We start from the raw sequence: 12,048 nt of genomic DNA on the forward strand, positions 1-12,048 counted from the left end.
AAGTCCAGGAAAAGTGTGAAGCGGTTTTCCCGGGACAAACAGGAACTGTTTTCCCAGCGGACTTGCGTCGTGAAAGTAGACAAAAAGTCAGATGCAACAACGATAATGAAGGATGGGAACAAATGCGTAGACTGATTTTGCCTTTGCTTGCCTCAGCCGCTGCGGCGGCGTTCATTTCCTTCCCCGCACTGGCGGACGATGCCAAGCCGCTTGCCGGCCAGTCGATCACCGTCATCCTGCCCTCGCCGCAGGGCCCGGAAGTTGCCGCCGATTTCGAGGCGGAAACCGGCATTCACATCAATCTCCAGACATTGTCCTGGGACGATATCCGCGCCAAGCTGGTGACCGCTTTGGTGGCAGGCACCGCACCGGCCGATGTCACTGAACTCGACTGGTCGTGGACCGGCCAGTTTGCCGCCGCCGACTGGTACATGCCGCTCAATGATGTCATCGACGCCGAGACGGTGAAGGATATCGGCGCCTCCAAAATCTTCACCGTGGACGGAAAATTGCTGGGCGTGCCCTACAGCAATGATTTCCGCGTTCTGCTCATCAACAAGAAGCATTTCGAGGATGCCGGCATCAAGCAAATGCCGAAGACGCTGGACGAGCTGGTCGCGGTCGCAAAGCAGATCAAGGAAAAGGGCGTTACCCAATATCCCATCGGCCTGCCGCTTTCGGCCACCGAGGGCGCGTCTACCGCCTGGTATCTGCTCACCAAAGCCTTCGGCGGCGAGCTGTTCGACAAGGATTTCAACCCGCAATTCGTCGCGCCCGATTCCGCCGGGCACAAGGCGCTGGCCTTCGAGCTGATGCTGCTGAAGGAAGGGCTGGTCGATCCCGCCTCGACAGGCCTCAAGGATTCACAGATCAACGAGAGCCTGTTCACGCAAGGCCTGACGAGCATCATGCTTGCGGGCGAGCCCGGCCGCCTCGGCAAGATGAACGATCCCAAGCAGTCGAAGGTGGCCGGGCAGGTCGAAGCCATCCTCGTGCCGACCGCGAGCGGCGAAACACGAACCTTCGGCCTGCCGGAAGCGGTCGGCATCCCCAAGACGTCGCAGAACAAGGAAGCGGCGGTCGCCTTCGTCAAATGGCTCACCAGCAAGGAATTCGAGAAAAAGAACTGGGCCAACGGCCTCCTGCCCACCCGCACCTCCGCCCTTGCCGAGCTGAATGAGGCGGGCAAGCTTGTCAGCGGCGAGACGCTCGTGGCGCAGGCTAAGACGGTCGAGGCCTTGTTCCCGCAAGGAACACCCATCTGGTACCCGCAATTCTCCAGCGCGGTGAACACGGCGATCAACAGCGCCGCCAAGGGTCAGATGACAGTCGATCAGGCGATGCAGAGCATTGCCGACGCAGTCAAGGAAGCAATGGCGCAATAATGACCACAACCGCCTATGCGGGCGGAAGGAGCAAGCGTGGCGGTGACGCCATGCTTGGCCTCCTTCTCGTTGCCCCGATTCTCCTCACCATGGCCACGCTGGTCTTTTACCCCATGGGAAAGACCTTCTGGGACAGCCTGCACCGGGTCAATCCGATGCAGCCGGGCACGCCCTTTGTCGGCTTCGCGAATTATGCCCGCATGTTTTCCGATGGGCAGCTTGCAGTCACATGGGAAAACACGCTGCTTTACGTCCTGCTCGCGGTGGCGGCGGAGACTGTCTTCGGCGTCCTCGCCGCGGCGCTCATCAATCAGGTACGCCGGGGGCGGCAATGGCTTCTCGCCGCCGTCATCCTGCCCTGGGCGTTGCCGGGCGTGGTCAATGCAGTCATCTGGCTCTGGATCTACCAGCCGGGCGCGGGACTTCTCAACGGCATTCTCACCGCTCTCGGCCTGCCGTTCGAAAACCATGTCTGGTTCAACGACCGCACCAGCGCGATCATCGCCGTGACCGTAGTGCATGTCTGGCGCATGATGCCGCTGACGGTCGTCATCGTCCTTGCCGCCATGCAGAGCATCCCGGCGCATCTCTATGAGGCGGCGCGCATCGACGGCGCGACGCGGGCACAGATGTTCACGCGGATCACCCTGCCATTGGTGCGCGGCGCCATTGCGGTCGCCATGACCAATGCGACGGTCAATGCCTTCAACCTCTTCGACGAGGCATGGGTGCTCGCCGGCGCGAGCCTCGAGACGAGGCCGGTGCTGGTCCAGATTTATCTGGAGACCTTCCAGAACCTCCGCTTCTCCTACGGCATGGCGCTGTCGGTGGTGATCACGTTCGTCTCGCTCATTGTCTCCCTCGTCTATGTCCTGCGCGTCTATCGCAACACCCGGTTCGACTGATGAAACAGACCCTTGGCTACCGTATCCTGATCTGGGCTGGCGTCGCGCTCCTGCTTCTCTGGTCGCTCGGACCGATCTACTGGACGCTCGCAAGCTCCGTAACACCGAGCGAGGATTTCTCGGCGCGGCCCATCCATTTCGTGCCCCAGCACTTCACGCTCGATCATTTCCGGCGGCTTTTCGGCATCGATATCGCGCGGATCGGCGGGGTGGAGGTGTGGGCGCAGTTCCGCGCCGCGCTTTTCAACAGCATCGTCACCTCGGTTGCCGCCACCGCGCTTTGCGTCGCGATCTCGGCGCTCGGCGCCTATGCCTTCACGCGGCTCGAATTCCCCGGGCGGTGCATCCTCTTCGGCGCCGTCGTCGCCACGCTCGCGATCCCCGCCTATGCCGTGCTCATTCCGCTTTACCGGATCATGATCGGCCTTCATATGGTGGATACCTATGTCGGCGTGTCGCTGATCTATGTCTCGGCCTATCTGCCGCTTTCGCTGTGGCTGCTGCGCAGCGTCTTCGAACAGCTTCCCATCGCGCTTGAAGAAGCGGCGCAGCTCGATGGCGCGGGGCGGCTCTATATCTTCTTCCACATCGTGCTGCCGCTGGTCGGTCCTGGCCTGACCGCGGCGGCGATCCTCACCTTCCTCGGCGCGTGGGGCCAGTATCTCGTTCCGCTCATCTTCTCGCCGCAGGCGACGAAGCCGCTGACGGTGCTGATCCCGGAATTCGTCGGCAAGAACTTCATCGACTACGGGCTGATCACGGCGAGCGGATCCATCGCGATCGTCATTCCCGCCTTGGTCGTCATTTTCCTCAACCGATATCTCGTCAGCGGTCTGCTGGCTGGCTCGGTCAAATAATCCCACCGGAGACATCATGAATACGACGGAAAAAGTGATTTTCGAGCAGTTCCCCTATTGGGAAAAGGCAATCGGCTCGATATCCGCGCTCCAAGAGGCTGAGCTGACGGTCTTCGTTGGCTGCGGCACGTCCTATAATCTGGCCCTGTCCCTCGCCGCTCTCTCCAATATCTCCGGCAAGCCCGCTATTGCGGCGCCGGGCGGGGAATGGCTGAACCGTCCGGGTGTTTTCTGGCCGCGCTGGCAGAAGACGCATGTGGTGGCCCTTTCCCGCAGCGGCGAGACGACCGAGACCGTCGCCGCCGCCAAGGCGAGCCGCGCTGCAGGCGCGTTCGTGACTGCGATCACGGTGGAGCCGGAGAGCGCCCTCGCCCGCAACTGCGACCGGCTGGTCGAGGCCCCGACGCATAGCGAGGAAGGGATCGTCATGACGGTCTCGGCCAGCCTGATGCTGCTTCTCGGCGTGGAGCTGATCGGCATGGAGATCCCGCATGCGCTCGCCGGCGCGGCGGAGGACCTTGCGCGCCGTGTCGATGCCGCCCTGCCCGGCCTTATCGACGGGCGCTCCCATTTCGTCTTCCTCGGCAGCGGTCCGCTCTATGGCGTGGCGCTCGAGGGGGCGCTGAAGCTGATGGAGATGAGCCAGATCGTCACGCAGGGCTTCCACCCGCTCGAATATCGCCATGGGCCGATCAGCCTTGTGGATGAAAAGACCGCCGTGGTGATGCTTTACGGCGCCGGGCAAAAAGAAGCCGAGGCGAAGCTCGTCGCCGAATTGCAGGAGAAAGGCGCTGTTGTCATCGGCCTTGGCGGGCCGGGGGACGCCGCCTTCGACATCGCCTGCGATCCCGCGCTGACCGGCCTCTGCCTGCTGCCCGCCCTGCAGATATTGGGCGAACGCGCCGCCCAGGCGCGCGGCATCGATACTGTGACGCCGCGGCATTTGACGAAGGTGGTGAAGCTGGCTTGAACGCAACAAGGCAACGGCGCTCGCCCGGCTGACAGGCGAGCGGGCGTCTTCAACGCTGCGCGGATCGCGGATCAATTCAGGAAGATCGAGCCCTGAGGAGGCGCGGCGATCCTTATCAGGAGATGGAGGCGCAGTTCCTCGGAAGCCGCCTCCGGGTCGCGGTCGAGGGCGGCGAGCAGGATGCGCTCGTGGCCTTCCGGATCGCGCCAGCATTCCAGCGGCTTGGTAATGGTCTGAAGCATTGCCGTTCCCGTATCCGCCGGGCGGCAATAGCGCGCCCCCTGGTCGAAAAGAATATCGAGAAGCGACAGAAGCTTGGTGACCGGGCAGGCGGAAACCAGCGCCTGATGAAACTCGCGGTAACGGGCAAGGAAATCGAGCAGGTCTTTTTCCAGATTTTCACCCTCCCGCCCCTGGGCGGGCGGTTGGAACGTGCTGAGGCGCTTATAGGCGCGCTCGAGATTCTTCTCCCACTCCGCGCCGCCTGCGGCGATGGATGCCCTGAGCGCGGTTCCCTGCAACAGGAACCGGACGGCCATCACCTCCCGCAGATCGTTCATGCCCGTCTGCTCGACGTAATAATCATCGTCGCTCTTGAGCGCGACAAGGCCATGCCCGACGAGCAAGGCGCAAGCCTCCCGCGAGGTCTCTACGGTGTGTCTCGAATGGGCAGCGAGCAATTCCGGGTCCAGCCGCACGCCTGGCTCAAGCCGTCCCGAAACGATCAATTCCTTTACGCGCCGCGCCGCCCCCGCGATCTTACGCATTCGCCTGTTATGCCCCAAGTTTCCCCCAACTCTCTGCCTTATCCCCAATTAAGCAACACTCCGTATTTACCAAAAAAGCAAGCTGTCTCAGCTTTTTATCTACCACATCTTGATTTCAGGGGGGAGATGGCCTTTTTCCGGCCCATGGTAAAGGAAACGTAAACTGCGCTTGTGCGGAGTGGACGGCCCTTCCAAAAAAATAGAATGTGACTTGGGCAGTGGGGGTGACGCCCGGACCGTGAGACGGCAGTCTTCGTCGCCGAGCGGACCGCGGCTTTGAAACATGATTATAGGGTATGCGAGGGTATCCACCGAGGAGCAGAATCTGGGGCTTCAGATCGCTGCCCTCCAACAGGCTGGCTGTCAGCTGATTTTCGAGGACAAAGGTTATTCCGGCATAGCGGCGACAAGGCCCGGCCTCGATGCCGTCCTCGAAAGACTTGAAACCGGAGACACGCTCGTCGTCTGGCGGCTCGACCGGCTCGGCCGCTCGCTCGTCCATCTGGTCGAGACGATCAACGGGTTCGACCGCCGTGGTGTCCACTTCCGCTCGCTCAACGAAAGCATAGACACCAGCAATTCCGGCGGGCGGCTGGTTTTTCACATCATGGCCGCGATGGCGGAATTCGAGCACGCCCTGATCAGCGAGCGGACCCGGGCCGGAATGCTGACGGCCCGCGCCGCCGGCAAGCATCTGGGAAGACCGTCCGCGCTCAGCCCCGAGCAGGCGGCGGAGGTGCTCTGCGCCCTGGAAAAAGGCGAGTCCAACTCATCGGTCGCATCACGCTATGGGGTGCATGCCAAGACGATCAGGAGGCTGGCATCGGCGCATCGGGTGTGAGCCTCTATTCTTGCTGATCGTGATGGGCCATGTTATACAAATGTTTGACTTTAACGGATACAGACCGATGTCGGACACCAAGCGTAAAGTTGTTGGATCAGCCGCGGGCACAGGGCTGCTTGCGACGGCGAAGCTGAAGAAATCGGGCGGATCGCTGGTCATGACTATCCCCGCAGTCGCGCGAAATATGCTAGGACTGACGGAGGGGCAGGAAATGGCGGTTTCCGTCAAGGGGACGCAGGTCATTGCCGAGCCGATGCCTGAACAGAACAAAACAATTAAGGTTCGGCAGCCGAAATATACGCTCGACGAACTGCTCGAAGGCTATGACCGCGATGCCCCGTTGAGCGAAGAAGAACGCGAATGGATGGACATGTCGCCCGTGGGACGTGAAATTTGGTAAAGCCCAACGTCCCCGCGCCCGGTGAAATCTGGTGGCTTGACATGCATCCGTCGGCCGGAAGAGAGCAGCGCGGAAGACATGCCGGGTTGATTTTGTCGGCTTGGAAATTCAACCATATAACCGGATTTGCCTTCATTGCGCCGATTACGACAGTCGGAAATGCCACGCGCAACAGCGGCTTTGCCGTATCCCTCTCGGGCGCTGGGACGCGGATCACCGGCGTCGTTCAAATCGATCAAGTCAGGTCGATGGATTGGCGGATACGGAACGCGGAAAAATCTGCTGACAAGCTTGCCCCTGAAATCATGGCGGAAGTCTTGGAGCGCTTCGCGCCGATTTTCGGCCTGGGCGTGATCGAGGTGGACGAATAGATTTATTTCGCCGCATAAGTAATCGTCACCACCACCGTATCGGTATAATGACCCGGCACGGCCTGTTGCACCGGCACCCGGCCATAGACGGTGCGGGTCTCAGTGCCGCTTCCCTCTCCGGCCACGGCATCGGCGCCCGAGCCCCAACCCTGGGTTCGTTGGGTATTGGAGTATAGCCCGTAAGTGACGGTGTTTGCGCCGGAGTGCATCTGCCGCTGCTCCGGGTTGGTGGCATTGCTCGAGCCGCCGTCGAGCGCAATCGTATAGTCGACCCCCGGCGTGCAGGTGATGTGCAATTGACCGGTTGCATCGATCGGCGACGCGATAATCCCCACCGTGCCGAAATTGATATCGTCCGCCACGATTTGGCAACGGGCCTGCACGGCAGCACTTGCAACAACACTTGCCGTTGTGGAATTCGCCCCCGCCGGGCTCTCGCATTGCAATGTATCGCCTTCGGCATAATAGAACAGCGCGTCATTGCCGGTGAATTGCGAGGTGTAGCTGCCGGTGCGGGCATTCAGCTGTTTGGGAACAAGGCCATAGAGCGTCATCGTTCCCGAGGCGGTCGTTCCAGTGACGGGAAGGCTGAAGCGTTGCGGCGATCCCAGCGCGGTATTATCGGCGTGGCCCCAGGGCCTGGCATGGTTTGCGTCGGCGAACAACCCGAACCGCAAGCCATCCGCGCCGGAAACCATCTGACGGGCATTGCCCGACAGGCCGCCGGACCCCGCGCCGAAATTGCCGCAGACCGTGAGCGAGGACGAACCGACATTCTCGCAATTGATGGAGATCGTGGCGGCCGCCGCCGTGCCGTTCTCCAATGTATCGACATTGCTGAAATCGAGGTTGCTGACATTGGCGGTGCAGGTCGCGGCATCGGCATGATCGACAGAGGCCAAAAGCGCAAAGAGAACAATGAAAAGAAATCGAGCGGGCATAAAAACCTCTATTCCCTCAATGAAACACATGGAACATCCGGCACCACGGTCTGCTCGCCGGGATTCGGGCGATAGGGAAATTCCGCGACGCATTTTTCGCCGTTCGGCCGCTCCAGGACCAGCCGGTTGCGCGATTGCAGTCCTCCGATGAACGTCTCGCCGTCATAGCCGACCATGAACGGTTCCGAGCCGGCATCGGTGCGCCCCAGCGTTCCCATCTCTAGAAAATCACCATTCTTCTGCCGGAAGATGACCAGCGAGGAGCTGCCTGCCTTCTTCTTGCCGAAGGGAACGATCACACCCGAGCGCCCGGCTGGGATGACATCGCGCCGGGTTGCATCGACGGTGACGTCCAGCGGCAGATCCTTAGGATCGACGCCGACGCGGTTGCGCTCATAGGAGCGCAGGTCCGGCAGCAGCAGCTTGCCGCTCCGCCCCGTCTTGCCCGCGGGGCGGTTTTCGAACAGCACCGGCACACCGGGAATGCCAGCGTCCACCACGGCAAAGGCGTCGTTGATACGGTCGGCGACGAATACGCCGCCGCCCATCGCCACCACCGAGCCCGACACCCGCGCATTGGCCGCCGTCTCACCGTTCTGGTAGCTGACCGTGCCGCCCATTCGGGCCACCGGCGAGCGCCAGTCGACCGCCGCAGCGGTGCTGGAACTGTCGTTCTGCTGGCGCGACACCCACCAGCCGAGATTGCCGTTTTCCTCCCGCGCCGCGCGGCTGATCGTGGCGATGCCTGAGATGCCGTCCTTATCGGAAAGGGCCGATGTGCTGAGCGTCATGTCCTTGCCGAGGGGCATCGAGAAGCTGGCGATCAGGCCGTATTCGTCGTTCTCGATGTCGGTGAAGCCGGACGCAGTGAACGTACCGCCAAACAGGGCCCGGCTGAACGAGGCTCCGACAACGCTTTGCTCGAAACCGTCGAACCGCTCGAGCCTCGTATAATTGAAATTGACATAGGAAGGCACGTCGAAATCGAGCGGAAAGGACAGCGATAGCTGGTCCATCGCCTTCGCCGTCGCCCCGGAGTAAATGTAGCCATCGTCATCGACAAGCCGGGGCGTCGTAACCGAGGCGATATCATTATAGTTGCCGAAGGCCCGCTGAATTCGCGCCTGCAGCCGCGCGCCGAAAAGATCGAACTCCGCCGCGCCGGTAACCTGATAACCCGTCTCGCCATCCGCCGTCGATCCCGACACCGCCAGAGAGCCGACGCCCCATCGCCCGATGCCGCTGACGACGCCAAACCCGCCATTGACCAGCCCCTCGCCGCCCTCCGCATGGCCTTCCAGCGTCAGCCAGTTGGTGAGGCCGTATCGCGCCGAGGCGGAGCCCATCAGCCGCTTGTCATAGGTGTCGTCTTCCGTGCCGTAGCCGGTGCGCGGCACGCCCAGCTCCAGCGAATAATCGATAAAACCCTGCCGTAGCAGCTGATCGGAGACGAAATAGGCGGTTTCGGTGACGGTCTCGTTGCCGGCAGCGTCGCGCACCACGATCCGCGCCGTGCCGGGGCCCGTGACGACCGGCATGTCGGTCAGCTCGAAGGGACCGGCGGGAACCGGATTGGAAAAGCGCCGCGTATTGTCGAGAAACACGTCGACGGTGGAAGGCACGGCGGCACTCGCGGAAAAGTCCGGGATCGGCATCGTCACCAATCCGGGCCTTAAGGAAAAATTGCGCTGCAGCTGAAGGCCGCCCAGCCGCGTCGGGCGCGTCCAGCTTAAAGAGCCGGTGATCACATCGCCCGCGCGGTATGTGCGCAGCGTATCGATATCCGACCACGACCAACTGCTATCGAGCCGTCTCACCTCGCCCTCGGCCAGCATCATGGAATTGTCGATCACCCCGGCGGAGCCGAAAACCCGGTTCTCGAACGTGCCCGAAAGGCCGTCGCGCCAGAAATATTCATTGTCGCCGGAAAACACATTCGCGTAGAGCGAATAATTGAGCAGCGTGCCGAAATTCGTCTCCACCTTGTTGCGCGGATCGTCCCTGTCCATCGGCTGGATTCCGCCATTGGCCGAAATCTGCCGCGGCTGACGCGCGCTGTTCGGCGCGGTGAAGTCGAGCATCTGGCGCTGCTCGTCGATGACGGCCTTGACACCGGGCAGGCGGTCGAGCGCGATGCGGCCATCGGGGCGCTTCGCCGCCTCGACCGGACGGATACCGACATTGCGAAGCTGGTCCGGCTCCATGGAAAGCGTGCCGTCGGCCTCCTTTCGCACCGAGGCGACCAGCTTCATCGGGTCACCATTGATGGTGACTTCCAATTGCAGGTCATTCGTAGCGGATGGCTGTTCGAGCGTCGGGCGAAGCGGCGCATCGAGCACCGAAAGATCGACGCCTTGGGCACGTGCCATTCGCGCGCCCAAGGCGAAAATAACGGCGGCCAGCATCAAGCCGGCCGCTGGAGTCTTATTCGAAAGAAACCGGTATGGCATGACGCACGAGGATCTTTACCGTTCCGGGCTTGACCTGCGCTGCGTCGGGCAGCTGGTCGATGACCAGGCGATAGGTCTCCTTGTGATCGACCGGCTTCTTCGACACCCGCACGATGCGGATGAGATTCTCCGTCCCGGGTTTCAGCGTCGCCATGGGCGGGCTGGCAACCACGTCACGGGTAGGTTGGAGCACGGCTTTGCCATTCTTTTCCAGCGAGCGGAAAACCCGCGCCTGCACGCGCACCGGGGTCTTGTCGTCGTTCCAGACGCGCACGGAAGAGGCGCTAGCGCCTCCCTTGAGCTCGACCGAAATCGGCGCGACTCGAAGCGTCGCCGCGGCGACGCCCGACGCGAATGCGAGCGGCAGCAAGAATGCTGCCGCCGTGAAGAAAAGACGCCCGCTCATCTATCAGGTACCGGAGGGAGCGACGTACTGGCTGCCATACCAGATGGTGGCCGTGATCGTGTCGGTGTACTGGCCGACGGTCAGGTTGTTCTGGCCGGCCGGAATCCGGGCATAGACGGTGAAGGTTTGCGCGGTGCCCGTGCCCGTGCCGTCCGTGGTGTTCGTTCCCGGCGTATTGCCCCAGACATTGGTATGCCCGGCTTCTTTATAAAGATTGTAGTTTACCTTAGCGGTCGGCGTGGTGACGTTCGACATCTTGCGTGTCACCGCCGGCTCGTCGGTTCCGCCGTCATTGAGGCCGATGTTGAAGGGCGCGCCATTGGTGCAGGTGACGCTCAAGGTCGTCGTCTGGGGAAGATCGGCCGCGATCTGGCCGCCCGTCGCGCCGAAAGCCAGGTCGTTGGCATCGATGGTGCAGCTGGCCTCGACCGTCAGGCTGACGCCGATATTGTCGGTGGCCTGCTGCGCCGCCGCCGGCATGGTGGAAAGCGCCGCAGCGGTCACCGCCGTGGCCATCGGAAGAATAAATTTCATGGATAGTCCCTCGTTTTCAAGTCGCGCAATTGCGAGAAAGGTGGCAGAAGCCCTTGCGCCCTCGGCTGCCGCACCCCGTGTCATTTCCGGATGCCTTCCTGGGTGGAACGGCTTCCGGGCATGGTTAACAAAATGCTAAGTACTCATTGCGAAATCTTTCTACATCGCAACAATCAAAAAGTATATAACATCTTAAAATCAACCATAGGTTCATTTTAAGCGATATTTTTGACTTTTGCAACTCCCGCTAGATGTTTATACTTAGTGACACGTGTGAGGCCTTTCCGTCTGCAGATATTTCTCGATGGATTCCCCGGTGAGCCAGTCAAACAGGAAGCTCTGAACGTCGAACTGGTCCAGGTGATAGACAGCAAACTCGATCGCCTCCCTGTCGGTCCGCGGGACCGGAACTCTCCGGACACCTCTCTTCTTCATCGGGCGCTCCACCCTTCCGTCCAGGCGGCAATGGAAGCAGGCCTTGCGAAGAAATAGCCCTGCATCAGCTCGATCCCCATGGCCTGCAGGACACTCTTTTCCGCCGCCGTTTCGATCCCCTCCGCGATGACGGAGATCCCGACGCGCCGGCACGCCTCCAGCGTGCCGCGCACGAGCGCCTGGCGCAGCGGATCGTCTTCGATGCCGCGGATAAGACCCGCATCGAGCTTGATGATATCGGGCCGCACCAGGATGAGCGTATTAAGCCCCGCATAACCCGCGCCGAAATCGTCGATGCCGATGGTCACGCCACGCTTGCGATATGCGTCGAAATAGCGCTTGAACATCGGCAGGTTGTGGCGGGTATCGTGTTCGGTGACTTCGAAGATGAGCCGGTCTACCGCGAACCCCGCCTGCCGCGCCGAGCGGATCGTCGAATAGATGCTGTGGCGCGGGTTGCACAGGGCGGAAGGCGAGATGTTGAGGCTGAGCCTGCCTTCCAGGCGATAGGCGGCGGCGATCTCCACGGCAGCCGCCCGGCACGCCGCATCGAAAGCGTCACGGTCGTGATCCTCGACGCTGCCGAGGACAGCCGACGCGCTCATTCCTCCCGCCCCGCGCACGAGCGCCTCATAAGCGTAGGGATCGCCGCTGGAGGTGACATCCACGATGGGCTGAAACACCATCGTGAAGACGATCCCGGCAAACTCCCGCCATTCGGTCTTCATCGGGGGCTCCCCTGGGGTGAAAGGGGGGCCAGCCAATATCCTATCGAGGGATGGG

At 61.7% G+C, this 12,048-nt stretch carries 13 protein-coding genes; 7 read left to right on the forward strand and 6 right to left on the reverse strand.

Annotated elements, in window-relative coordinates; genetic code table 11:
• Positions 1 to 122 precede the first annotated feature (122 nt).
• From ACOWVG_RS16745 to ACOWVG_RS16760, 4 genes are read left to right on the forward strand one after another with little or no spacing between them, the layout of a single operon-like run.
• A complete protein-coding gene (locus tag ACOWVG_RS16745; protein ID WP_420963467.1) occupies positions 123 to 1,385 on the forward strand; it encodes an ABC transporter substrate-binding protein in 1,263 nt (420 codons plus the stop codon).
• Entirely contained in the window at positions 1,385 to 2,290 is a 906-nt protein-coding gene (locus ACOWVG_RS16750) for a carbohydrate ABC transporter permease (RefSeq protein WP_420963469.1), read from the forward strand. The genes ACOWVG_RS16745 and ACOWVG_RS16750 overlap by 1 nt, the downstream gene beginning before the upstream one ends.
• On the forward strand, positions 2,290 to 3,147 hold the full coding sequence (locus ACOWVG_RS16755) for a carbohydrate ABC transporter permease (RefSeq protein ID WP_420963470.1): 858 nt from the start codon (positions 2,290 to 2,292) through the stop codon (positions 3,145 to 3,147). Before ACOWVG_RS16750 ends, ACOWVG_RS16755 begins: the two co-directional genes overlap by 1 nt.
• Positions 3,148 to 3,163: 16 nt before the next feature.
• Positions 3,164 to 4,117 carry an SIS domain-containing protein gene (locus tag ACOWVG_RS16760; RefSeq protein WP_420963471.1) on the forward strand — a complete coding sequence of 318 codons (954 nt, stop codon included), beginning with the start codon at positions 3,164 to 3,166 and terminating at the stop codon, positions 4,115 to 4,117.
• Between the two features lie 71 nt (positions 4,118 to 4,188).
• Here ACOWVG_RS16760 and ACOWVG_RS16765 read toward each other — a convergent pair whose 3' ends face one another.
• On the reverse strand, positions 4,189 to 4,884 hold the full coding sequence (locus tag ACOWVG_RS16765) for a GntR family transcriptional regulator (RefSeq protein ID WP_420963472.1): 696 nt from the start codon (positions 4,882 to 4,884) through the stop codon (positions 4,189 to 4,191).
• 283 nt (positions 4,885 to 5,167) lie between these two features.
• On the opposite strand from ACOWVG_RS16765, the gene ACOWVG_RS16770 reads away from it, so the two are divergent.
• The 3 genes from ACOWVG_RS16770 (at position 5,168) to ACOWVG_RS16780 (ending at position 6,499) form a co-directional block, all read left to right on the forward strand.
• Entirely contained in the window at positions 5,168 to 5,725 is a 558-nt protein-coding gene (locus tag ACOWVG_RS16770; protein ID WP_420963473.1) for a recombinase family protein, read from the forward strand.
• Between the two features lie 67 nt (positions 5,726 to 5,792).
• A complete protein-coding gene (locus tag ACOWVG_RS16775; protein WP_420963474.1) occupies positions 5,793 to 6,128 on the forward strand; it encodes an AbrB/MazE/SpoVT family DNA-binding domain-containing protein in 336 nt (111 codons plus the stop codon).
• Positions 6,122 to 6,499, forward strand: a complete 378-nt coding sequence (locus ACOWVG_RS16780; protein WP_420963475.1) for a type II toxin-antitoxin system PemK/MazF family toxin — start codon at positions 6,122 to 6,124, stop codon at positions 6,497 to 6,499. Before ACOWVG_RS16775 ends, ACOWVG_RS16780 begins: the two co-directional genes overlap by 7 nt.
• Positions 6,500 to 6,501: 2 nt before the next feature.
• On the opposite strand, the gene ACOWVG_RS16785 is transcribed toward ACOWVG_RS16780, so the two are convergent.
• The 5 genes from ACOWVG_RS16785 to ACOWVG_RS16805 form a co-directional block, all read right to left on the reverse strand.
• Positions 6,502 to 7,440 (reverse strand): spore coat U domain-containing protein, encoded by a 939-nt coding sequence (locus tag ACOWVG_RS16785; RefSeq protein WP_420963476.1) that lies wholly within the window; start codon positions 7,438 to 7,440, stop codon positions 6,502 to 6,504.
• 8 nt (positions 7,441 to 7,448) lie between these two features.
• Positions 7,449 to 9,809, reverse strand: a complete 2,361-nt coding sequence (locus tag ACOWVG_RS16790; protein ID WP_420963477.1) for a fimbria/pilus outer membrane usher protein — start codon at positions 9,807 to 9,809, stop codon at positions 7,449 to 7,451.
• 55 nt (positions 9,810 to 9,864) lie between these two features.
• Complete coding sequence (locus ACOWVG_RS16795; RefSeq protein ID WP_420963478.1) at positions 9,865 to 10,296, reverse strand: molecular chaperone; 432 nt, start codon at positions 10,294 to 10,296, stop codon at positions 9,865 to 9,867.
• Positions 10,297 to 10,299: 3 nt separating this feature from the next.
• Positions 10,300 to 10,830, reverse strand: coding sequence for a spore coat U domain-containing protein (locus ACOWVG_RS16800; protein WP_420963479.1), 531 nt, complete (start codon positions 10,828 to 10,830; stop codon positions 10,300 to 10,302).
• Between the two features lie 431 nt (positions 10,831 to 11,261).
• Complete coding sequence (locus tag ACOWVG_RS16805; protein WP_420963480.1) at positions 11,262 to 11,993, reverse strand: EAL domain-containing protein; 732 nt, start codon at positions 11,991 to 11,993, stop codon at positions 11,262 to 11,264.
• Positions 11,994 to 12,048 lie beyond the last annotated feature (55 nt).

Origin of the sequence: Brucella sp. IR073, from assembly GCF_049065735.1 — a bacterium.
Lineage (GTDB): Bacteria > Pseudomonadota > Alphaproteobacteria > Rhizobiales > Rhizobiaceae > Paramesorhizobium.